The following is a 23,636-nucleotide window of genomic DNA, read 5'->3' on the forward strand; positions in this document are numbered from 1 at the left end:
GGCGCAAGCCCACCCCAGCATGTCCGCTCCCTGAAGCCTGGAGCGGAACATGCTACCCCTGCAACGTATCGATTTCCTGCAGCACCAGATGCTGGCCTTGCTTGAGGCGATGCCCGTCGCCACCTTGCCACTGCAATCGCGCCAGCAACTGCATGGCGAACTCGCTGCCTACTGGGCCGCCACCGATAGCCAAGGCCGTTCAACCACCACCCGTCTGGGCGACATCCGCCGTGCGATGATGCATGCCGAGACCGATCTGCGCCTGGCCGACCAGACTTTGAGTGCGGACCTGGCCAGGGTCATGAGCACTTTCCTCGACCTGCCTTGTGCCTGGCAGCGCCGGCACCAGCCACTCGTCCTGCGCACCCAGGCCTACCGCCCTGTGCTTTCACGCACAAGCCCCGCATGGCGCGCGGCCTTGCCCGGCATGTTCGTGATTGCCACCGGGCTGCCTGAAGGGCAGAACCTCGAAGGTGACCAGGTAACCGGACCGGTGCTGCTGTGGGGCCTGGCCCAAGGCCTGGAGGCCTACCCGTCGCTGAGTGAGTTGCATCAGGAATTGTGCGAACGCCTTGACGATCCCCTTCAGGGGGCTCCGTTGCTGCACTTGCTGGTGGATCAAACACAGATCGAAAACGCTCGCCAGGCGGATCGCCTGCGCTACGAATGGTATGCCGACGACCCGCTGCAGGCGCAAGCCGATACCCTGCTCGAAGCGCAGCGCCTGCGCCTCAACCAGGCCTGGCCGATGCTGTCGGCAAACGAACCTGCACACGCTGCACAACAGCTGCGCAAGGCCATGGCGATCGGGTCGCACGCAGGCAGCAGGGCCTTGCTCGACAGCCGCTATGCAGCCCTGCTGGAGAGGAACCTGCCCAGCTGGCTGCGCGAGGCAAGCCCCCAAGCGCTCGCGCACATCATGCAAGGCATGCAGGAGCTGGTGGCTGCCGGCGAGCAGATCGCCGCACCCGGCATCCTCACGCTCAGGCAGTTCCAGCAACGAGATACGCTGCAAGGCTGGGCCAGGCAACGTTTGCAGGAACGCCTGCGCAACGACCTGGGCGTGACCCTGGAGCCTTCAGGCATCTACGTCGACGTCACGCGCACACGCCAGAACGGGCCATGGCTGAACCCGTTGCAACCTTCATCGTACGTGACCTGGCGCGGCTTCGAACGGGTCGGAGGGGAAATGGTCGAGGCCTTTCGCACCCGCTACCCGCTGGATGAACTGGCCCTGCGCAATGTGGCCTGGTTCGACTACGACTACTGGCTGGCTGCCCGGGTGACCACCAGCGACGGCACAGCCCTGCCTGCCGGGCTCACGCCAGGCTATGTCAAGGCGCTGGTCAGAGACCTGAATGTCGGCGACAGCTATGCCAGCTACCTGCGCACGCAACTGATCGGTTCATCGCTCGGCGCGTGGCGCCTGCACGCACACAGCAAGGTCAACCGGGCCCGAATGCGCGCCGAAGTGGCCAAGGCACGCTATGCCGGGCACCTGTCGCCTGACTGGTCGGAGCGACATTACCGCTGGGTCGGGCACGTGCTGTCGCAACCGCACAATGCTTTACGCCCCAGGGTGGACGGGCACCAGGTGGTTGCCCGCCAGCTGCTGGTCGAAGACAACACCGTCGAGCGGGTCTTCATGCTGTCGTGCGATTCTCCCAGCATTCGCTCATTCGTGCTCTACACCCCGGATGCACCAGACCGCCGCGCCTGGCGTTCGTTTTCCGGCCCGCTCGCCTTGCTGCGCCTGCTCCGTAACAAACCGCCAATGCGCAAGTATTTCGCGCAGTGCCTGCCGTTGATGCCCGCCGCGCAAGTCGAGAAGCTGCTGCTCAAGGGGGGGCTGGGCAAGGTGCTGCGCACACCGGCCATCAAAGATGACCTGTTCCTGGCCTGTTACATGGCTGAGGTGCAAGCGCTGCTGGCAGCGGCAGACGCCAACAGCCACAGTACCGCCGAGGCCGATACCGAGCAGGCGCTGAAACTGGGCTGGGCCTTGCTGGACCTGATCAGCATCTTCCTGCCGAGCAAGGTCATGATTCCGCTGGCACTGGGCCGCATGGCACTGGAAATCTGGAACGGCGTCGAGGCCTACCGCCAGGAAGACCTCAACGAGGTGCTCAGCCATGCCTACAACGCCCTGAGCCACCTCAATGATGCCGGCACCAGCCTGCTAAGCACCGGGCTGATGCGGCGCGTGCTGCGCGGCATACCGAAACAACCACCGCTGCCGTTGCCGCTGCATTTCGCCGTCACCCCTGAAACCAGTAGCCTGCGCTATCGCATCGATGGCCTGTACGGCGAAGAGGTCTACGAAAAGGTCTCAGCGGTTGAAGGGTTGTCCGAGTACTTTGTCCAGGATGCCCAGCAGCGCTACTTCAAGGTGTCGTTCGACGGCAGCCGCTGGCGGGCGGTCGACCCCGACCGACCGGATGCCTACCTGGCACAGCCGGTCAGGCGCCTGGCGGATGGCAACTGGGTCATCGACTCGCCACTGCTCTGGTACGACGGTCTGCCAGACCTGGTGCGCCTGTTTGACGATTGCCGCCTGGAGACGCCCCTGAGCGGAACGCCGGCTGGCGATGCCAATGGCGTGTTCATCGCCCACGAGCAGCTTTACCTGCAGACCCGGGGCGGCCAGTTGCCGTTGCGTCGGCATCTTTTACCCGCACACTTTCATCTACCGATTGCTGCGGCCTCGAGCGCCGGCGTCGTGCCTTGGGCCGTCCTGCGCTGGCAGGACCAGCAATGGCGCATCCGTGTGCGCCAGGCCGGGCGCAGCAGCGAGTGGCTGCCCCTGCCAGCAGCTTACACGGTAAGCTTTGGCAGCAACCGGTCCAGCCGTTGATGCAAGGCACTGGCACTCGGCCAGTTGCGCAACAGGCGTGCCCGGTCACGGGCGTAAGCCGGGGCAAAGCTGAGCTGAGTGGCGTGCTGACACATGGCGTCGAGGTCGATCAGCGACCACTGGCCGTTGTCCCAGAACAGGTTGTGGCCCTTGAAGTCGCCATGGCTGATACGCTCGCGAATCAGCTGCTGCATCACCTGCACCAGGGCATCCACCTGCTCTTCGGGCGCTTCACCGTTTTCCACATAAGGCGCAAAGCATGCCGTCAGGTCCGGGCCATCGACGTATTCGGTGACCAGGTAAGCGCAGCTGCGCAGGCCCATCACCCGCTGCTCCAGCACCGCCAACGGGCGCGGTGTGGCGATGCCGAGAAATTCCAGGCGGTGGCCTTCGATCCACGAATGCCAAGCCCGGCTTGGGCGCCAGAAGCGCTTGAACCAGTGCGCGGTGTTCTTGATGTTGTAACGCTTGAGCACCAGCTTGCGACCGTTCACCTCGATGCGCGCCACACTGGCGGCGCCTCCGGTCTTGTACAGGTGGCCCTTGTCGATCAGCGCATCGGCCTGCTCCAGCACAGGCAGCATGGCGTCGACTTCGCTGCGGCGGATCGCCTGCAAGCCCGAGAGGCTGCGCTGGACGCTGAACAGGCTGCATTCGCGACCGGCCTTTTCGAGGTAGTCCTTCTGGCGCCAGCTGCGCACCTTGCCCACCTGCTTCTGCAAGGCTTCCAGTGGCAGCGCATGCTCGGCATTGGCCAGCAGGTAGTGCACCAGCAGCTCTTCAATAAACGGTTCCAGGCGCTTGGGCAACTGGGCGAAGAACACCCCGAGGTTTTCCAGCACGCGCGGGCGCGACAGCTGCTGGCCGGGCGTTTCGGCCTTGATGCCGGCACCGTCGATCAGGTACAGCTTGCCGCCGTGGCGCAGCAGGTTGTCCAGGTGCAGGTCTTCCTGCCACAAGCCTTGGGCATGCATGTGCGCGACAGCCGTCAGCGCTTCACCCAGCACCAGGTGTTGTTCGTCAGCCAGCACCGGCAGGTTTTCCACCGCCGCCCAGGCATCGGCCAGGCTTTCGGCGCCGTCGAGGAATTCGAACAGCAGCCAGCCACCCTCGCCTTCCTTGAGGCCGTCGGCCAGCAGCGTTGGTGTGGTCAGGCCTTGCTCGGCCAGCCACTTCACGCCTTGCAGTTCGCGCTGGAAATGCCGGGCGGCGTTACCGCCCACCATCAGCTTGGCCAGCACCGGGGTACCGCGCCAGACACCCGCACCAACGTAGCGCTGGCCCGGCAGCACCCGCAGCAGGCTGAGCAGTTGCAGGTCGGCGCTGCCGGCGGCATCCGCCAAGGTGATGCTCAGGGGCAGCGACGGGCTGCGCCCGGCCTCTTTCAGTTCAGACAAACGCATCAGCGGGCCTCTTTTTCACGACGCCGTTGCGTCAGGCGTTGCAGCCAGGTATCGACCAGCATGCTGTCAGCCGGCTGTGCCAGGTAAGTCGCCAGCAGGGTGCGCACATCGGACTCGCTCCAGGCTTGGGCGCGGCGCAGCAGCGGCTCCAGGTCCTTGAGGCGGTCACGCATGCCAAACAACAATGGCCGGGTCTTCTCCAGGTCGATCAGTTGCGCGTCCCAGCCTTCACGGCGCTGGCGCAGGAAAATATGCTTGGGGTAGAAGCAGCCGTGCACCTGGCCGGCGCCGTGCAGGGTGCGCGCCAGCTGGCCGCACGCCTGCAGGATGCCAGTGCGCTCGGCATCGCCCCGCTGTGGCCACTGGGCCAGCAGGCTGTCGAGGTCTGCCCACTCGTCCAGCGCGCGGGTCATCAAAATGGCCCGGTGCTTGCCGCCTTGCTTGCGCTCACCGTAGAACACCGCCTGCAAGGCCGGAATGTGCAGTTTCTGGTAGCGGCTGATGTTGCGAAACTCACGGGCGAAGGTGGGTTCGCCAAACGGCCGGTGCAGGGTGCGCGTCAGGTAGTCGCTCTGGCGCTTGAGGTAGTAGCCCTTGCCTTCGAGTTCCAGGCGGAACACGCTACTCCAGCCGCCACGGCCGGTGTTGGGTTCATCCACCGCCTCCAGTTGTAGCGCCCACAGCGCCTCGAAGTCGTCCAGGCCATGGCGTTTGAGCAGCGCGAGGTCCGCGCTGGCCAGGTAATCGGTCATTCCCTTCCCTCGAAAAAGCCCAGCACCTGGCGAATGCGCTTTTTGTCGCGCACATTCAGCCGGTCGCGGCCACGGTATTGCAGGTAGAAACGCAGGCGCTGGGTCGCAGACAGGTGGTATTTGGCCACTTTGTCCAGGCATGCCAGGTCCTTGATCATCCGGTGCCGCCACATGAAGCCGCGCCAGAAGTCGCCGGTGGGGCAGTCGATGAAGAATAGCGTGCCCTGGTCGTCGACCAGCAGGTTGCGCCATTTCAGGTCGTTATGGGCGAAGCGGTGCTCATGCATCACCCGGGTATGGCGCGCCAGTTGACGGCTGATATGGTCAACCCAGGCGCGGTCGGCCAGGCGCGGGTCGTTGCGCTCGGCCAGCGCCGAGAGGTCCTCGGTGCAAGGCAGGCCACGGGTGATCATCGCCCCGCGGCCAAACGCCAGGCCATTGCGCTCCAGGCCCCAGGCCACCACTTCGGCGGTCGGGATACCCCACTTGGCGAACTGCTTGAGGTTCTGCCATTCGGCCTTGATCCGCGGCCGACCCAGGTAACGGCGCATGTGCTTGCCCGCCCCGGTGTAGCGTTTTACGAAGTAATCGACGCCTTCACGCTCGATGCGTACCACTTCGCTGAGTGGGTCGCGGGTCAGCCGTTCGCCCTGAATGGCGAACACCGCATCAAGGCTACCGAAATCTGCCGCCAGGTGTTCGTAGCCTGGCGCCAGTGTCCAAGCCGCCATCAGAGTGCATCCCCGTAGCGTTGCTTGCGGTCGTAGAGTTTCTGCGCCTTGCGCTCCAGCCAGGCGAGCAGTGCAGCTTCGTCCTTCAGGACCTGCCGTAGCGGGCGCTGGAAGTAACCGCGCAGAAAGCGCAGCTTGTCGCGCTGGGTCAAACCGATGTCCAGTGCCGAGAAGTACAACGCGGCCAGGTCCTTGTCGCGCCAGCGGCGGCTGATTTTGGCCCGGGTCTGCGCGCGGTGCAGGTCGATGACCGACAGTTTGAAGTCATCCGCCGTCACCGGGCGGTCGGTGTGCAGCAGGAAATGGCAGATGTAGCAGTCACGGTGGTTGACCCCGGCGCGGTGCATGCCACCGGTCATTTTCGCCACTTCGGCGATCAGCGCTCGCTTGAGGCGCGGCTCGGGCGGCTGCTTGACCCAGTCGATGCTGAAGTCTTCCAGGCTGACGGTCGGCGCCAGCTCTTCGGTGACAATGAACGAGTGCTGGGTGGCCGGGTTGCAGCCGCGCTCGCCATAGGCAACGGCAGTCATGGTTGGCACGCCGACTTCGTGCAGGCGCTGGATAGCCCGCCACTCCTGGCCGGCACCGAGCACCGGCAGCTTGGCGGTGAGCAGGTTCTTGAACACCTCGCCCCAACCGATACCGCGGTGGATCTTGACGAAAAAGCCCTCGCCAGCGACCTCGGTACGCAGCGTACGGCGGCCTTCCAGCTCGCGGTACACCTCGCCTTGCAGCGCTTCCACGGCCTCGAAGGCATCGCGCCCGGCCCACAGGCGTTTGAACGGTTCGGCCAGTATCAGCTTCATGCAGTCTCCTGCCCCAGGATAACGTCAGCGGCATGCTGCGGCATGCTGTACAGGTCAGCCGTGTCGGCAAACGCCAAACCGTTGCGCGACCAGTCGGCACGGGCTTGGCCATCTTCAAGCATGCGCTGCAGGCAGCTGTTCAGTTGCTCTTGCTCGAACGGCTCATCGAGCACCAGACCACAATCGGCCTCGGCAATGTAGTGGGCATAGCCGCACACCTTGGACACCAGCACCGGCAAGCCAGCCACCAGCGCTTCAAGCAGCACGGTGCCGGTGTTTTCGTTGTACGCCGGGTGAATGAGCAGGTCAGCACCCAGCAGGAAGCGCGGGATGTCGCTGCGGCCCTTGAGGAACTGCACCTGGTCGCCCAGGCCCAAGGTAGCGCTCTGCAGCTGGAACACCTTGGGGTCGTCCTGGCCGATCACCATCAGCTTCGTGCGTTTGCGCAGGGCCGACGGCAGCGCGGCGAGTGCCTTGAGGCTGCGGTCCACGCCCTTGGTCTTGAAGCCCGAACCAATCTGTACCAGCAGCAGGTCGTCATCACCCAGGTTGAATTCCTTGCGGAACTCGGCGCGGATCTCGGCGGCATTGGCCGGCGCGCGGCGATCCTGGGAAATGCCCGGCGGCAGCAGGTGGAAGCGTTCCACCGGGGTGCCGTAATGCTTGATGAACAGCGGCTGCTGCACCTCGGAAATCATCAGCACTTCGGTATGGGCGTCCTTGGCGAACACCGCACGCTCGTACTCGGCAAAGTGCCGGTAGCGGCCCCAGCGGCGGTACAGGCCGCCACGCAGGGTCTGCGCCTTGTCTTCGAAGCAGCCGTCGGCGGCGTAGTACACGTCCAGCCCCGGCATCTTGTTGAAGCCAATCAGGCGGTCAACCGGGCGCTTGGCCAGGTCGGCAGCCATCCAGGCGCTGAGCTTCTCGTTGCGACGGTGGTTGAAAATCGCCTTCACCGGCGCCACCAGCACTTCGAAGCCCGGTGGAATGTCACCTTCCCAGATCAACGTGTACACACGGATCTGATGGCCCCGCTTCTGACACTCCAGGGCAATGCGCATGAAATCGCGCTGCAGCCCGCCGAAGGGGAAATATTTGTAAAGCACGAAAGCCAGTTGCATCAACGGACATCCTCAGCCAGCAGCAGCGCGCTCAAGCGGCCCGCCACATGCTCGGGATTCAGGCGAGTGAAGCACAGCGGCCACTCGCGTTTCAGATCAAACCGGCGCAGGTCATCGGCGCTCGGTTTATAGGTGCACTTCTTCTGCAGGCAGGGAGCGCAAGGCCAGTCACTGGCCTGGTGAATCTGGGTCCGTCCGTAGGCACCAGTCAGGCCCGGGTTGGTCGGGCCAAACAGCGATATGGTGGGTACATCGAGTGCTGCCGCCAGGTGACCAAGGCCGGTATCGACCGCCACACAGGCTTTTGCCGCCGCCAACACACGGGCAACGCCGGCAAGGTTCAATTTGGGGAGCACCTGGCAGTTGTTCAAGCCCTGTGCAATGCGCTCGGCCCGCGCCTTCTCGGCCGGGTTGCCCCATGGCAGGCGCACTTCCAGCTTGCGCCGGCCCATGCGTTCGGCCAGTTCGCGCCAGTAGGCTTCGGGCCAGTGCTTGGTGGCCCAGGTGGTGCCATGCAGGAACACCACATAGGGCGCAGCCGGCGGCAGTTGCAGGCGGTCGAGGTCCAGGCCGTAATTGCCGATGCCTTCCGGCAGGTCATAGGCCAGGGCCATGGCAAACAGTTGGCGCACCCGCTCGACCGCGTGCTGGCCGGTGGCAACCGACAGCGGCCGGTCATAGAAGCGGCTAGCGAAACCTTCGCGGGCCGAGTAGCGGTCCAGGCCGGCGACCGGAGCCTTCACGTAGCGGGTCAGCCAAGCCGACTTGACCAGGCCCTGGGCGTCAATCACCAGGTCGTACTTGCGCTCGCGCACACGCTGTTTGAAGGCCTTCCACTCGCCACTCTTCAGGGTTTGCCAAAGGTTCTTGCGCCAGCGGCGGATGGCCACCGGGATAACCTGGTCGACCGCCGGGTGCCAGCTGGGGATTTCGGCAAAACCTTCCTCCACCACCCAGTCGAAACGGATGCCCGGGATGGCATGGGCGGCATCGGTGAGCGCCGGCAGGGTGTGGATAACGTCACCCAGCGACGAGGTCTTGATGATCAGTACCCGCACTTAGTCGACCTCGGCCACGGTATCGATCAGGTCCGGCCCGCTCAGGCTGTGCAGGGCGGCGATGACTTTGCCCGGGTCCAGCAGGCGCAGGCAGTTGTAGTGGCCAAAGCGGCAGGTACGGTCAAAGCATGGGCTGCACTCGATACCGGTGCGCACCACCTCCACCTGATCGGCCAGCGGCGGGGTGAAGCCGGGCGACGTCGAGCCGTACACCGCCACCAGCGGGCGGTTCAGCGCAGCGGCAACGTGCATCAGGCCGGAGTCGTTGGACACCACCGCGTGGGCACAGGACATCAGGTCGATGGCCTCGGCCAGCGAGGTTTCGCCGGCCAGGTTGGACGACTCTTCACGCAAACCCGGGATCAGCCGATCGCGGATCTGCTCACCGACCGGGTGGTCGTTCTTCGAGCCGAACAGCCACACCTGCCAGCCCTGGCGGACCATTGCATCGGCCACGGCAGCGTAATGCTCGACCGGCCAACGCTTGGCCTCCCCGAACTCGGCGCCAGGGCACAGCGCCAGTACCGGGCGGTCCAGCTCCAGGCCGAACTTGGCCAGTGCAGCATCGCGGCTTTGCGCCTCAATCTGCAGACTGGGGCGCGGGTACGGCTGCGGCAGCTCGGCACCGGGCGCGTAGGCCAAGGCCATGAAGCGCTCGATCATCAGCGGGTAGCGGGCCTTGTCCAGCTTGCGCACATCGTTCAGCAGGCCAAAGCGCAGTTCGCCGCGCCAGCCGGTACGCTTGGGAATGCCAGCGAAGAACGGTACCAGCGCCGATTTCAGCGAGTTGGGCAGCAGGATGGCCTGGTCGTACTGGCCGACCAGGGACTTGCCGATGCGCCGCCGCGTGGCCAGCTCCAGCGCGCCGTGGCCGAGCGGGAAGCTCAAGGCCTGGCGCACTTCGGGCATGCGTTCGAGGATCGGCCGGCTCCACTCGGGGGCCAGCACGTCGATCACGCAGTCGGGGTGCTGCTGTTTCAGGCACTGGAACAAGGTCTGCGCCATCACCATGTCGCCGACCCAGCTGGGGCCAATGATCAGTATTCTCATGCTTAGTCCAGAAACGCTCGGGGAGGCTACAGACTGCGGTACAGCCTGGCCTCCCCTCTTTATATTCAGGCTATGTGGCGGACAGTGTACCACCGGTGGTGGGACATGGACCTTTGGGGCTGCTTTGCAGCCCATCGCCGGCAAGCCAGCTCCCACCTCGACCGCGTGCGCAGTACTTGTGGGAGCTGGCTTGCCGGCGATGGGCCGCAAAGCGGCCCCAACATTCTCAAGTCAAACCCAATTCGCCCCAGATCCGCCGCACTTGGCGGCGTTCATCGGCAAACTGCGCCGCGTCAATCACCCCGGCCTGCTTCTGCAGGGCCTGGCGGTGCGAGGCCGAGCGGAACGCCTTGTACACTTCACGCAACAGCACCGCGTCACTGGCCGGCATCAAATTCGCCTGTTCCAGCTCCTCCAGAATGCGGATGTTATCGGTCCATCGGAGTATGGCCGGGTGGTCGTGGGACCAGGCCAAAGCGGCGTATTGCACCATAAATTCGATATCGACGATACCGCCCGCATCCTGCTTGATATCGAAGGGCACACCGGCCTCGAAGGCGTTGGCCGCCGTACCGGCAGCCGTGGCCTTGGTCCCGAGATTTCCGCGCATCTTGGCGCGCATTTCACTCACTTCGGTGCGCAGTTTTTCCAGGTCGCGGGCCTGGCCCAGCACCTTGGCGCGCACGCCTTCGAACGCCGTGCCCACCTGCTTGCAACCCACCAGCACGCGGGCCCGCACCAGCGCCTGATGCTCCCAGGTCCAGGCTTCGTTCTGCTGGTATCGCTCGAAGGCGCCCAGCGAACTGACCAACAAGCCGGAAGCGCCGGACGGGCGCAGGCGCATGTCCACGTCATACAACTGGCCCGAGTTGGTCTGGGTGGTCAGCAAATGAATGATGCGCTGGCCCAGGCGGGTGAAGAACTGCGCACTGTCGATGGGCTTGGTGCCGTCAGTTTCCGCTTGCGGGTCGCCGTCGTGGATGAACACCAGGTCCAGGTCCGAGCCATGGCCCAGCTCCAGGCCGCCGACCTTGCCGTAACCAATGATGATGAAGCCCGGGTCGCACAGGCTGCCGTCGCTGCGTTTGGGCTGGCCGTGGCGAGCCACAGTCTGGCGCCAGGCGAGGGCCAGCACCTGATCAAGGATGGCTTCGGCCAGCCAGGTCAGGTAGTCGCTGACCTTCATCAACGGCAGGTTGCCGCTGATTTCCGAAGCAGCTACACGCAGGCTGTGCGCCAGCTTGAAGTGGCGCAGCGCCTCCATCTGCTGCTCCAGATCGTCCTCGGGAATGCGCGTCAGGCGTTCGCGCAACTCGCTGGCCAGCTCTGGGGCCAGTGGCGGGCTGAACAGGCGGCCTTCATTGAGCAGTTCGTCGAGCAGCAGCGGGTAGTGCGCAATCTGCTCGGCAATCCAAGGGCTGGCAGCGCACAACGTCAGCAGACGGCGCAAGGCGCCTGGGTTTTCGGTGAGCAGTACCAGGTAGGCAGAACGCCGCGCCACGGCCTCGACCAGCGGCAACACACGCTCAAGCACCAGGTCCGGGTTGTCATGCTCCACCGCCTGGGCCAGCAGCCGCGGGATGAAGGCATCCAGGCGCTCACGCCCGATACGCTGCATCGAGCGCAGCTGCGGGCTGGAGCGCAGCCCGGCCAGGCGCCGCAGGGCTTCGACGGGCTGTTTGAAACCGGCCTCCTCCAGCTGCCGGCCAGCGGCTTCCTCGTCCTGCGCCTGCTCCCACAGCGGCGACCATTCGCCGCCCACCACCAGTTCGCCTTCACCGTCTTCATCATCCGGGTCGGCGATCACCTGGCGGAAGTGCCAGTCGATACGGCCACGCCAGTACATCAGCTGGTCGTGGAAGCTCTGCCAGTCGGCAAAGCCAAGGATGTACGCCACCCGCGCCTTGTCGGTCTCATCTTCGGGCAACATCTGCGTCTGGCGGTCGGCAATGGCCTGGATGGCGTGCTCGGTATAACGCAGGAATTCATAACCCTCGCGCAACTCGGCCACCACCGCTGGCGGCAGATAACCCTGGCCCTCCAGCGTGGCCAGTACCTTGAGCAGCGGCCGCTGCTGCAAGCTGAGGTCGCGCCCGCCGTGGATCAGCTGGAAGGCCTGGGCGATGAACTCCACTTCGCGGATGCCACCGGCACCCAGCTTGATGTTGTCGGCCATGCCCTTGCGCCGCACCTCCTGTTGGATCAGCTGCTTCATGGTGCGCAGCGCTTCGATCGCGGAAAAGTCCAGGTAGCGGCGGTACACGAACGGCCGCAGCATCTCCTGCAACTGCGCGCCGGCCGCCTGATCGCCGGCCACCACCCGCGCCTTGATCATCGCGTAGCGCTCCCAGTCGCGCCCCTGGTCCTGGTAATACTGCTCCAGGGCATTGAAGCTGAGCACCAGTGCACCGGCCGAGCCGTAGGGACGCAGGCGCATGTCGACGCGGAACACGAAGCCGTCGACAGTCACCGGGTCCAGCGCCTTGATCAGCCGCTGGCCAAGGCGGGTGAAGAACTCCTGATTTTCCAGCGAGCGTTTTACCCCTTCGGTTTCACCCCCTTCGGGGAAGCCGAAGATCAGGTCGATGTCCGACGACAGGTTCAGCTCCACCGCCCCCAGCTTGCCCATGCCCAGCACCACCATGTGCTGCGGTTGGCCGCTGCGGTTGCCGATGGGCGTGCCGAACTGCTGGCAATGGCGCGGGTACAGCCATTGGTAGGCTTCGTCGATGGCGGCATCGGCAAGGTCCGACAAGTCACGGCAGGTTTCGCCAAGCTCCGCCTGACGGGTGATGTCCCGCCAGATGATGCGCAGCTGCTGGCGGTTGCGCGCGCGGCGCAGGTTACGCGCCAGCTCGTCGTCGCTCTGCGCCGCCAGGGCAGTGGCTGCGATTTGCCCGCGCAGCTCACCCGGCGCATAACGCCGTTCCAGCTCGCCACTGGCCAGCAGATCGAACAGCATGGCCGGCTCGCGCTGGGCCAGGCCCAGAACGAAGTCACTGGCAGCGGCAACCTGGTCGAATTGTTGCCGGTGCAGCGGGCGCCAGGCATTCAGGTCGAGGTCGGGGTGCGCGGCCGCCGCATCGCTGAGGAATTGCTGGTTGCGAGCGACCAATGGCTGGAGGGTGGCAGGCAGATCGGACGGCAAAGGCAGGCGCATGGTCTATCCTTGATCGGCGTGAAATAGAAGGGAAAAAGCGGCCAAGGGGAAGCCGGACCACGGTTGGACTGTCGTACAAAAGTTGGAAATAGCTGAAAAAAACGAAAACTTGGCAACAAACATCAAGAAGTACCCGTTCGCATCACAATGCCAACCACCATGAACGTTTTTCCTCACAAGCCAAGGTGCGACCAAACGTCGCAGAAATGTAGTTTTACTACTACTCATGTCGTGTAAAAGCATGAAATGCGCAAGCAAATGTAGTAAAACTACACGGCGCCGGAAGACACCCCGGTAATCCAAGAATTCACGACGTCTGCCCATAAGGCCAGTCGCAATCTCAGGCAATCGATTCTGGTTGCCTTTCCGCCCTGGAGCAAGCCATGCAAGACCTCGATCCAATCGAAACCCAGGAATGGCTGGATGCCCTGGAGTCGGTCCTCGACAAAGAAGGCGAAGACCGCGCTCATTACCTGATGACCCGTATGGGCGAGCTGGCCACCCGCAGTGGCTCCCAGCTGCCGTATGCGATCACCACGCCATACCGCAACACCATCCCTGTCACCCACGAAGCACGCATGCCTGGCGACCTGTTCATGGAACGCCGCATTCGCTCGTTGGTGCGTTGGAACGCGCTGGCCATGGTGATGCGCACCAACCTGAAGGACTCGGACCTGGGCGGCCACATCTCCAGCTTCGCCTCCAGCGCCACCCTGTACGACATCGGCTTCAACTACTTCTTCCAGGCCCCCACCGAAGAACACGGCGGCGACCTGGTGTTCTTCCAGGGCCACGCTTCGCCAGGCGTTTACGCCCGTGCCTTCATGGAAGGCCGCATCACCGAAGACCAGATGAACAACTTCCGCCAGGAAGTGGACGGCCAAGGCCTGTCTTCGTACCCGCACCCATGGCTGATGCCTGACTTCTGGCAGTTCCCGACCGTTTCGATGGGTCTGGGCCCGATCCAGGCGATCTACCAGGCGCGCTTCATGAAGTACCTGGAAGCCCGTGGTTTCATCCCGGCCGGCAAGCAGAAGGTCTGGTGCTTCATGGGCGACGGCGAGTGCGACGAGCCGGAATCCCTGGGCGCAATCGCCCTGGCCGGCCGCGAGAAGCTGGACAACCTGATCTTCGTCATCAACTGCAACCTGCAGCGCCTCGACGGCCCGGTTCGCGGCAACGGCAAGATCATCCAGGAACTCGAAGGCGTGTTCCGTGGCGGTGGCTGGAACGTCAACAAAGTGGTCTGGGGCCGTTTCTGGGACCCACTGCTGGCCAAGGACACCAACGGTGCCCTGCAGCGCCGCATGGACGAGGTCATCGACGGCGAGTACCAGAACTACAAAGCCAAAGACGGCGCGTACGTTCGTGAAAACTTCTTCAACACTCCAGAGCTCAAGGCCATGGTCGAAGACCTGTCCGACGACGAGATCTGGAAGCTCAACCGTGGCGGCCACGACCCGTACAAGGTCTACGCGGCGTACCACCAGGCTGTGAACCACAAAGAGCAGCCAACCGTCATCCTGGCCAAGACCATCAAGGGTTACGGCACCGGTGCTGGCGAAGCCAAGAACACCGCGCACAACACCAAGAAGGTCGACGTCGACAGCCTGCGTCACTTCCGTGACCGTTTCGACATCCCGGTCAAGGATGCCGATCTTGAGAACCTGCCGTTCTTCAAGCCGGAAGAAGGTTCCGCCGAAGCCAAGTACCTGGCCGAGCGCCGCGCAGCCCTGGGCGGCTTCGTACCACAGCGCCGTGCCAAGAGCTTCAGCGTACCGACCCCATCCCTGGAAACGCTGAAAGCGATCCTGGACGGTTCGGGCGACCGCGAAATCTCCACCACCATGGCCTTCGTGCGTATTCTCGCGCAGCTGGTCAAGGACAAGGAAATCGGCCAGCGCATCGTGCCGATCATCCCGGACGAAGCCCGTACCTTCGGTATGGAAGGCATGTTCCGCCAGCTGGGCATCTACTCGTCGGTCGGCCAGCTCTACGAGCCAGTCGATAAAGACCAGGTGATGTTCTACCGCGAAGACAAGAAGGGCCAGATCCTCGAAGAAGGCATCAACGAAGCCGGCGCCATGTCGTCGTTCATCGCTGCCGGTACTTCGTACAGCTGCCACAACCAGCCGATGCTGCCGTTCTACATCTTCTACTCGATGTTCGGCTTCCAGCGTATTGGCGACCTGGCCTGGGCCGCTGGCGACAGCCGTACCCGTGGCTTCCTGATCGGCGGTACCGCCGGCCGTACCACCCTGAACGGTGAAGGCCTGCAGCACGAAGACGGTCACAGCCACCTGATGGCGGGCACCATCCCGAACTGCCGCACCTTTGATCCGACCTACGGCTACGAGCTGGCGGTGATCATCCAGGACGGCATGAAGAAGATGACCGAAGAGCAACAGGACATCTTCTACTACATCACCGTGATGAACGAATCCTACCAGCAGCCAGCCATGCCGTCCGGTGTCGAGGAAGGCATCATCAAGGGCATGTACCTGCTCGAAGAAGACACCCGCGAAGCCGCGCACCACGTACAGCTGATGGGCTCCGGCACCATCCTGCGCGAAGTCCGCGAAGCAGCGAAGATCCTGCGTGAAGAGTTCAACGTCGGTGCCGACGTGTGGAGCGTCACCAGCTTCAACGAACTGCGTCGCGACGGCCTGGCCGTAGAGCGCGCCAACCGCCTGAAGCCTGGCCAGAAGCCAGAACTGACCTACGTCGAGCAGTGCCTGAACGGCCGCAAAGGCCCGGTCATCGCCTCTACCGACTACATGAAGCTGTTCGCCGAACAGATTCGCCAGTGGGTACCGAGCAAAGAGTTCAAAGTCCTGGGTACCGACGGTTACGGTCGCAGCGACAGCCGCAAGAAGCTGCGTCACTTCTTTGAAGTCGACCGCCACTTCGTGGTGCTGGCTGCCCTGGAAGCCCTGGCTGACCGTGGCGAGATCGAACCCAAGGTTGTGGCTGACGCCATCGTCAAGTTCGGTATCGACCCGGACAAGCGCAACCCACTGGACTGCTGAGGAGTATTTTTAAGTGAGCGAACTCATTCGCGTACCTGACATCGGCAGCGGTGAAGGTGAAATCATCGAGCTGTTCGTCAAGGTCGGTGACCGTATCGAGGCTGACCAGAGCCTGCTGACCCTGGAGTCCGACAAGGCCTCCATGGAGATCCCTGCCCCCAAGGCCGGTATCGTCAAGGAACTGAAGGTCAAGCTGGGCGACCGCCTGAAAGAAGGCGACGAGCTGCTGGTACTGGAAGTCGAGGGTGCCGCTGCTGCGGCGCCTGAGGCTCCGGCCGCTGCTCCGGCCCAGGCTGCTGCACCGGCTCCGGCCGCTGAAGCCGCCCCTGCGCAGGCAGCAGCCCCGGCTGCTGTCAGCGTGCAGGACATCCACGTGCCGGACATCGGCTCGTCGGGCAAGGCCAAGATCATCGAAGTGCTGGTCAAGGTCGGCGACACCGTCGAAGCCGACCAGTCGCTGATTACCCTGGAGTCCGACAAGGCCTCCATGGAAATCCCGTCGCCTAGCGCTGGCGTGATCGAAGCCGTGCTGTGCAAGCTCGAAGACGAAGTGGGCACCGGCGACCTGATCTTCAAGATCAAAGCCGCAGGCGCCGCTCCTGCTGCTGCACCGGCTCCGGCCGCTGCCGCACCGGCTGCCGCTCCTGCCCCAGCTGCTGCACCTGCCGCCGCCGCTCCGGCTGCTGCGCCTGCACAAGCCCCGGTCGCCACCGCACCGGCCGCCGGCAGCAACGCCAAGGTCCATGCCGGCCCTGCCGTTCGTCAGCTGGCCCGTGAATTCGGTGTCGAGCTGGGCGCAGTTGCTGCCACCGGCCCGCACGGCCGCATCCTGAAAGAAGACGTTCAGGTTTACGTCAAAGCGATGATGCAAAAGGCATCGGGCGCACCGGCAGCCGCCGGCGCAACCGGCGGCGCTGGCATCCCGCCGATTCCGGTTGTGGACTTCAGCAAGTTCGGTGAAGTGGAAGAAGTGGCCCTGACCCGCCTGATGCAGGTCGGTGCCGCCAACCTGCACCGCAGCTGGCTGAACGTGCCGCACGTGACCCAGTTCGATTCCGCCGACATCACCGAGCTGGAAGCCTTCCGCGTTGCGCAGAAGGCCGTGGCCGAGAAAGCCGGCGTGAAGCTGACCGTGCTGCCACTGCTGCTCAAGGCCTGCGCCTTCCTGCTCAAGGAACTGCCGGACTTCAACAGCTCGCTGGCGCCAAGCGGCAAAGCCATCATCCGCAAGAAGTACGTGAACATCGGCTTTGCCGTGGACACCCCGGACGGCCTGCTGGTCCCTGTGATCAAGAACGTCGACCAGAAGAGCCTGCTGCAACTGGCTGCCGAAGCCGCTGCACTGGCCGAGAAAGCGCGCACCAAAAAGCTGTCGGCCGACGACATGCAAGGTGCCTGCTTCACCATCTCCAGCCTCGGCCACATTGGCGGCACCGGCTTCACGCCGATCGTCAACGCGCCGGAAGTGGCTATCCTGGGCGTCTCGAAAGCGACCATGCAGCCAGTGTGGGATGGCAAGGCCTTCCAGCCGAAGCTGATGCTGCCGCTGTCGCTGTCCTACGATCACCGTGTGATCAATGGCGCTGCCGCCGCGCGCTTCACCAAGCGCCTGGGCGACGTGCTGGGCGATATCCGCACCATGCTGCTGTAAAGCGGCACACTGCCCCTCCTTGCGAGGGGCAGCACCCTTTTCGAGCTGCCACGCTCGTACCTCAACCCCGTCAATTGGCGGGGCTTTTTTTGTCCGCCGACAAGATTTTGCGCCTGTGAGATCGAGGCGAACTACAGATTCCTGCCCAATAGCCGATAACCCGCACACAGCATCACACATGGCCGCTTGCCAGCCCTCGGCACATGATGCAACCTTGCCAGACCCGCTGCGGTCCTACAAAGCGTTCCCTCTTCAAGCGAGTCTTCGATGAAAAGCCAACCCGATGCCGCCAGCCGTGTGGCGGCCGAGGTCGTCACGCCGTTACCCGTGCCCTCGCGGCTCGGCATGCTGCGTTTCGAAAGGCTCAACGAAGCCACCTGGGCCATGCTCTACCTGGACCCGGCCTGCGAGCGCCAGTTTGGGCTGCACGCCGCCGACCTGTGCGCCCTGGTAGACGCGCCCTACGCCAGCCTGATGGAGCCCGAGGCCCGCTACCGGCTGCACGACGAAATCCAGCTGCAACTGGCCCAGCGCGGCTACTACCGTGTGCGTTACTCACTGCACACGCCAGGCACCTTGCTGCGCCTGCTGGAAACCGGTGAAGCCTACAAGCAGCACAACCGCCAGCTATTGCGCGGTTACCTGAGTGTGCTCGACGACCAGCCTGACGACCCGGGCGAGAGTGCCAGCGACCTGGAGTCGCGCAACAACCGCCTGCAACTGGCCCTGCAGCTGAACCAGCGCGCCCAGCAAGAGCAACTGGAACACCTGGAGCGAGTGCGCGGCCAGCAGGACCTGATCCTGCGCCTGGCCCGCCAGCGCTACAGCGCCGAGAACTCCCTGCTGGAAGCCGCCCAGCTGATCACCCAGAGTGCCTGCGAAATCTACAAGGTCGACAGCGCAAGCATCTGGCACCTGGACGACCAGCGCCTGGAACCAATCACCGCCTGGTACCGCGACGCCCAGGAGCATCGCCAGCCCGAAGCCATCGATGCCAGCCGCTTCCCCGACTACCTCGAAGCGCTGCACGCCAGCCGCGCCATCGACGCCCACAATGCCGGCCACGACCCCCGTACCCGCGCCCTGGCACAAAGCCTGCGACCGGAAAACAAGGCCATGCTCGATGCCAGTATCCGCGTTGATGGCCAGGTAGTCGGCGTGCTGTGCCTGGAGCAGACCGGCCAGCCGCGGGCCTGGCAGTCGGATGAAATTGCCTTTGCCGGCGAGCTGGCCGACCAGTTCGCCCAGGTCATCACCAACCACAACCGGCGCGCTGCGGCCAGCGCACTGCACCTGTTCCAGCGTGCGGTGGAGCAAAGTGCCAGCGCCTTCCTGCTGGTGAACCGCGATGGCCGGGTGGAGTACGTCAACCCAAGCTTCACCGCCATCACCCAGTACAGCACCGACGAAGTGCAGGGTCGCCACCTGGGCGAGCTGCCGGCACTGGAAAACCTCAGCGAACTGCTGTTCGACTCACCTTCCAGCCTGGCCATGGGCAATAGCTGGCAAGGCGAGTTCAAAAGCCGGCGCAAGAACCTGGAGCCCTACTGGGGCCAGTTGTCGATTTCCAAGGTGTACGGCGACAACCGTGAGCTAACCCATTACATCGGCATCTACGAAGACGTCACTCAGACCAAGCTGGCGCAACAGCGCATCGAGCGCCTGGCCTACACCGACAACCTGACCAACCTGGGCAACCGACCGGCGTTCATCCGCAGCCTGGACGAGCGCTTTGCCCGTGATGGCGAAAACTCGATGTGCCTGCTGCTGGTGGACATCGACAACTTCAAACGCATCAACGACAGCCTCGGCCACCAGACCGGTGACAAGCTGCTGATCAGCCTGGCCCGGCGCCTGCGCAACAGCCTGCACACCGGCGGCATCCTGGCCCGCTTCGCCAGCAACGAGTTCGCCGTGCTGCTGGACGACACCGGCCTTGAAGAGGGGCAAGGTGTTGCCCAGCAATTGCTGCGCACCCTCGACAAACCGATGTTCGTCGATAACCAGCTGATCAACGTCACCGCCTCGGTAGGCCTGGCCTGCGCGCCGCTGCACGGCACCGACCCCGCCAGCCTGATGAAAAACGCGGGCCTTGCGCTGCACAAGGCCAAGGCCAACGGCAAGCATCAGGTGCAGGTGTTTACCGAAGTGCTCAACGCCGAGGCCAGCTACAAGCTGTTCGTCGAGAACAACCTGCGCCGCGCCCTGACCCAGAACGAGCTGGAGGTGTTCTACCAGCCCAAGATCTGCCTGCGCAGCGGCCGCCTGCTGGGGCTGGAAGCACTGTTGCGCTGGAACCACCCCGAGCGCGGCATGATCCGCCCGGACCAGTTCATCAGCGTGGCGGAAGAGACCGGCCTGATCATCCCCATCGGCAAGTGGGTGGTGCGCCAGTCGTGCCGCATGAGCCTGGAGTTGCGCGAAGCCGGCCTGGGCGATCTGCATGTGGCCATCAACCTGTCGCCCAAGCAGTTTTCCGACCCTGACCTGGTGGCGTCGATCAGCACCATCCTCAAGGAAGAAGCCCTGTCCCCGCACCTGCTGGAGCTGGAGCTGACCGAAGGCCTGCTGCTGGAAGCCAGCGAAGATACCCATCGCCAGCTGGACGAGCTGAAGGCCTTGGGCCTGACCTTGGCCATGGACGACTTCGGCACGGGCTATTCGTCGCTGAGTTACCTGAAGAAGTTTCCGATCGACATCCTCAAGATCGACCGCAGCTTCATCAATGAGATTCCGGACAACCAGGACGACATGGAAATCACCTCGGCGGTGGTGGCCATGGCCCATAACCTCAAGCTGAAAGTGGTGGCCGAGGGTATCGAGACGCCGGCCCAGCTGGCCTTCCTGCGTCGGCACCGCTGTGATGTGGGCCAGGGTTACCTGTTCGACCGGCCGATTCCGGGGCGCGAGCTGGCTGAACGGTTGAAGCGCTATCCGCGCGGACCAGTGGCCTGACAGCAGCGTAATCCTCGGGCACTATAGAGGCCATTCGGGCCCTTTCGCGGGACAAGCCCGCTCCCACAGGTACCCCACCGTCATTGAGGTCAGTACAGTACCTGTGGGAGCGGGCTTGTCCCGCGAAGAGGCCAGCACATATCTATCTGACATACAGAGGAACGGCCATGGTCCTGCGTTCGGAAATCCTGGTGAACAAAAACGTCCTGCCAACCGCGGAACAGGCGCTGCCTGGCCGCGAAACGCCAATGAGCCTGCCCGAGTTCCATTACGTGTTCGAGGGCACCCCGCTGCTCGGCCCGTTCTTCGAAGGCGCCATCGACTTCGCCATCTTCGGCCTGGGCTGCTTCTGGGGCGCGGAGCGGCGCTTCTGGCAGCGTGAAGGCGTGGTCAGCACCGTAGTCGGCTACGCGGGTGGCTTCACCCCCAACCCTACCTACGAGGAAGTCTGCTCGGGCCTGACCGGCCACACCGAAGTGGTGCTGGTGGTGTTCGACAAAGACAAGGTCACCTACCGCGAGTTGCTGGCAATGTTCTGGGAGCTGCACAACCCGACCCAGGGCATGCGCCAGGGCAACGACATCGGCACCCAGTACCGCTCGGCCATCTACTGCACCAGCCCGGAGCAGCTGAAAGAAGCGCAAGCCAGCAAAGCCGATTACCAGGCTGAACTGCAAAAGGCCGGCTTCGGCGAAATTTCCACCGAGATCGACCAGGCACCGACGGTGTACTTTGCCGAGGCCTACCACCAGCAGTACCTGGCCAAGAACCCGCAGGGCTACTGCGGCATCGGCGGCACCGGTGTATGTTTGCCACCCAGCCTGCAGGGCAACTGAACCATGGCCACGATGACCCTGTTCCACTCGCCATTGTCGCCTTTCGTGCGCAAGGTCATGGTGGTACTGCACGAAACCGGCCAGCTTGAGCGTGTGCAGCTGAAACCGGTGAACATCACCCCGGTGAGCGGCGACCCGCAGCTCAACCAGGACAATCCGATCGGCAAGATCCCGGCCCTGCGACTGGACGATGGCACCGTGCTGCATGACAGCCGGGTGATCTGCGAATACCTTGACCTGCAACACGTCGGCCTGCCGCTGCTGCCCCGTGAGGGCTCGGCGCGCTGGCGGCGCATGACGCTGGTATCGCAGGCTGATGCGATCATGGATGCGGCGGTGTCGTCGCGTTATGAGAGCTTCCTGCGGCCAGAAGACAAGCGCTGGGAGGGTTGGTTGCAGGCTCAGGGGGACAAGATTCGCCGTAGCCTGGCTAACCTTGAGCAGGAGCACCTGCCCGAATTGATGTCCGGGTTCGACCTGGCAGCGATTGGCGTGGCGTGTGCGCTGGGCTATCTAGATCTGCGTCAGCCCGAGTTTGGCTGGCGTGAGCGCCAGCCTGGGTTGGCAGCGTGGTATGCCGATGTGGCCCAGCGGCCTTCGATGGTCGCCACATCTCCAGCGGCCTGACAGGGCCTCTTCGCGGGGCAAGCCCGCTCCCACAAGTCCTCCACAGACCTTGAGTCCTGTGAAATCTTGTGGGAGCGGGCTTGCCCCGCGAATGGGCTGCAGAGCAGCCCCAAGCCTTACCTGGGCACTACAGGAAATAGCTTCCCAATTCTGTAGGCCAACCACCGCCCAATTTCTTTGTCCTCCCTCATGCCGCTCTCCCCACCCGCGCCCAGTCCAGCCGCCGGGTCAGCACCATAAACACCCCCAGCAAGCCAAAGCACAGCAACGACCCCATCAGCAGCGCATAGTCCTCGGCACTCAGCAGCCCGTAGAGCAGCGCATACAGCGCCGCCAACCCCGCCGCAAATCCGATGCCTCGCCCCAGGCTGCGCAGCACATGGCTCAGGTAGAAGCCAATCAGCAGTACACACGCCGAGGCCGACAGCCCATACGCCAGGCCAAAGCCGATGTGCTCGGACAACGACAGCAGCAGCAGGTAGAAGAACGCCAGCGCCACGCCGACCAGGATGTACTGCACCGGGTGCACGCTCAGGTTTTTCAGCACTTCGAACAGGAAGAAACCGGCAAAGGTCAGCGCGATGAACAGCAACGCATATTTGATCGCCCGCTCACTTTTCAGGTACTGGTCCACCGGGTCGACAAAGCTCACGCCGAAGCTGCGCTCGCTGAAGTCTGCGCACTGCCCGGCGGTGGCGCACTGGCGCAGGGCATCTTCAAGGTTGGTGGCAAAGAACGAAGTCTGCCAATGCGCACTGAAGCCCTGGGCGTCGATGTCGCGACGGTTGGGCAGGTAGCTGCCGACGAAGCTTGGGTGCGGCCAGTTGGCACGCATGGCCACGCTGCTGGTGCGGCCCACCGGCAAAATGTGCAACTGGCCGGTGCCCTGCAATGCAAGGTCGAAGCCGTAACTGAACTCCCGCGCCTGCAGGCCGTCCAGCCTCGGCAGGCTGGCATGCACGCCACCGCGCATCCAGTCGAGCTGGGTGCCTGCCTCGAATGGCACCTTTTGCTCATCCATACTCAGTTCCAGGCCATTCTCGATGCCACGGATATCGCTGATGCCCACCACCAGGAACGGTTTGTCGAAACGGTAGTCGTCGAAGTCCTTGTCTATGCCCCAGCGCTCCGGGAGCTTGAAACGGCCGCTGATACGCCCTTTCGCGTGGAACAGCCGGGCCTGGTAGATACCGCGGGCGCGCAGTTCGGTCTCTACGCCCAAGTCGGCGTCGAAAGTTTCCGGCAGAAAGTACAGGTGACCGGCGATGGTGCTGGTTTCCTGGGTACGCTCGCCGTCTTTTTCGATCCAGCGGCGCTGGTACTTGCGATACGGCACCACCAACAGCGGGCCGCTGAGCTGCTGGTCGAAGCTGGCACTTTGGGCGATGTCGCGCAGTACGTTGTCGCGCAGGGCCTGGCGCTCATCGATCAGGCCGTTGATCAGCAGCAGCGGGATGAGCAGCAGTAACATCAGCACGGCGATCATGCCGAGTTTGTAACCGAGGGTCTTGTTCATGGGGCCTCCTGTGGCAATGGGCGCAGTGTCTGCGCCTTGCGTGGAGGCCTTGGGGAAACTGTGTGGAGATTGTGTGTTTTTGGGGCC

At 63.8% G+C, this 23,636-nt stretch carries 15 protein-coding genes; 6 read left to right on the plus strand and 9 right to left on the minus strand.

Annotated elements, in window-relative coordinates:
• Positions 1-49 precede the first annotated feature (49 nt).
• Entirely contained in the window at positions 50-2,854 is a 2,805-nt protein-coding gene (locus P0Y58_00480; GenBank protein ID WEK30699.1) for a hypothetical protein, read from the plus strand.
• On the opposite strand, the gene P0Y58_00485 is transcribed toward P0Y58_00480, so the two are convergent.
• The 8 genes from P0Y58_00485 to glnE form a co-directional block, all read right to left on the minus strand.
• Complete coding sequence (locus tag P0Y58_00485) at positions 2,815-4,257, minus strand: lipopolysaccharide kinase InaA family protein (protein WEK30700.1); 1,443 nt, start codon at positions 4,255-4,257, stop codon at positions 2,815-2,817. The two genes, P0Y58_00480 and P0Y58_00485, sit on opposite strands and share 40 nt — an antisense overlap.
• Positions 4,257-5,009 carry a lipopolysaccharide kinase InaA family protein gene (locus P0Y58_00490; protein WEK30701.1) on the minus strand — a complete coding sequence of 251 codons (753 nt, stop codon included), beginning with the start codon at positions 5,007-5,009 and terminating at the stop codon, positions 4,257-4,259. Before P0Y58_00490 ends, P0Y58_00485 begins: the two co-directional genes overlap by 1 nt.
• Positions 5,006-5,740 carry a lipopolysaccharide kinase InaA family protein gene (locus P0Y58_00495; GenBank protein ID WEK30702.1) on the minus strand — a complete coding sequence of 245 codons (735 nt, stop codon included), beginning with the start codon at positions 5,738-5,740 and terminating at the stop codon, positions 5,006-5,008. The genes P0Y58_00490 and P0Y58_00495 overlap by 4 nt, the downstream gene beginning before the upstream one ends.
• Complete coding sequence (gene rfaP / locus P0Y58_00500) at positions 5,740-6,546, minus strand: lipopolysaccharide core heptose(I) kinase RfaP (GenBank protein WEK30703.1); 807 nt, start codon at positions 6,544-6,546, stop codon at positions 5,740-5,742. Before rfaP ends, P0Y58_00495 begins: the two co-directional genes overlap by 1 nt.
• The gene (locus P0Y58_00505) at positions 6,543-7,667 is read right to left on the minus strand and encodes a glycosyltransferase family 4 protein (GenBank protein WEK30704.1); all 1,125 of its coding nucleotides are present in this window, start codon (positions 7,665-7,667) and stop codon (positions 6,543-6,545) included. Before P0Y58_00505 ends, rfaP begins: the two co-directional genes overlap by 4 nt.
• Positions 7,667-8,725, minus strand: a complete 1,059-nt coding sequence (gene waaC, locus P0Y58_00510) for a lipopolysaccharide heptosyltransferase I (GenBank protein ID WEK30705.1) — start codon at positions 8,723-8,725, stop codon at positions 7,667-7,669. Before waaC ends, P0Y58_00505 begins: the two co-directional genes overlap by 1 nt.
• Complete coding sequence (waaF, locus tag P0Y58_00515) at positions 8,726-9,775, minus strand: lipopolysaccharide heptosyltransferase II (protein ID WEK30706.1); 1,050 nt, start codon at positions 9,773-9,775, stop codon at positions 8,726-8,728. It abuts the gene before it with no gap.
• 226 nt (positions 9,776-10,001) lie between these two features.
• On the minus strand, positions 10,002-12,935 hold the full coding sequence (glnE, locus tag P0Y58_00520; protein ID WEK30707.1) for a bifunctional [glutamate--ammonia ligase]-adenylyl-L-tyrosine phosphorylase/[glutamate--ammonia-ligase] adenylyltransferase: 2,934 nt from the start codon (positions 12,933-12,935) through the stop codon (positions 10,002-10,004).
• A gap of 383 nt (positions 12,936-13,318) precedes the next feature.
• On the opposite strand from glnE, the gene aceE reads away from it, so the two are divergent.
• The 5 genes from aceE (at position 13,319) to P0Y58_00545 (ending at position 22,033) form a co-directional block, all read left to right on the plus strand.
• Positions 13,319-15,964 carry a pyruvate dehydrogenase (acetyl-transferring), homodimeric type gene (gene aceE / locus P0Y58_00525; protein WEK30708.1) on the plus strand — a complete coding sequence of 882 codons (2,646 nt, stop codon included), beginning with the start codon at positions 13,319-13,321 and terminating at the stop codon, positions 15,962-15,964.
• Between the two features lie 13 nt (positions 15,965-15,977).
• Entirely contained in the window at positions 15,978-17,615 is a 1,638-nt protein-coding gene (gene aceF, locus P0Y58_00530) for a dihydrolipoyllysine-residue acetyltransferase (GenBank protein WEK30709.1), read from the plus strand.
• A gap of 267 nt (positions 17,616-17,882) precedes the next feature.
• A complete protein-coding gene (locus P0Y58_00535) occupies positions 17,883-20,570 on the plus strand; it encodes an EAL domain-containing protein (GenBank protein WEK30710.1) in 2,688 nt (895 codons plus the stop codon).
• A 167-nt stretch (positions 20,571-20,737) separates the two neighbouring features.
• Complete coding sequence (gene msrA / locus P0Y58_00540) at positions 20,738-21,406, plus strand: peptide-methionine (S)-S-oxide reductase MsrA (protein ID WEK30711.1); 669 nt, start codon at positions 20,738-20,740, stop codon at positions 21,404-21,406.
• 3 nt (positions 21,407-21,409) lie between these two features.
• The gene (locus P0Y58_00545; GenBank protein WEK30712.1) at positions 21,410-22,033 is read left to right on the plus strand and encodes a glutathione S-transferase; all 624 of its coding nucleotides are present in this window, start codon (positions 21,410-21,412) and stop codon (positions 22,031-22,033) included.
• Positions 22,034-22,220: 187 nt separating this feature from the next.
• Here the strand turns inward: P0Y58_00545 and creD are convergent, their stop codons facing one another.
• Positions 22,221-23,549, minus strand: a complete 1,329-nt coding sequence (gene creD, locus P0Y58_00550; GenBank protein WEK30713.1) for a cell envelope integrity protein CreD — start codon at positions 23,547-23,549, stop codon at positions 22,221-22,223.
• Positions 23,550-23,636: the final 87 nt, after the last annotated feature.

The sequence above is a fragment of the Candidatus Pseudomonas phytovorans genome, from assembly GCA_029202525.1.
Lineage (GTDB): Bacteria > Pseudomonadota > Gammaproteobacteria > Pseudomonadales > Pseudomonadaceae > Aquipseudomonas > Aquipseudomonas phytovorans.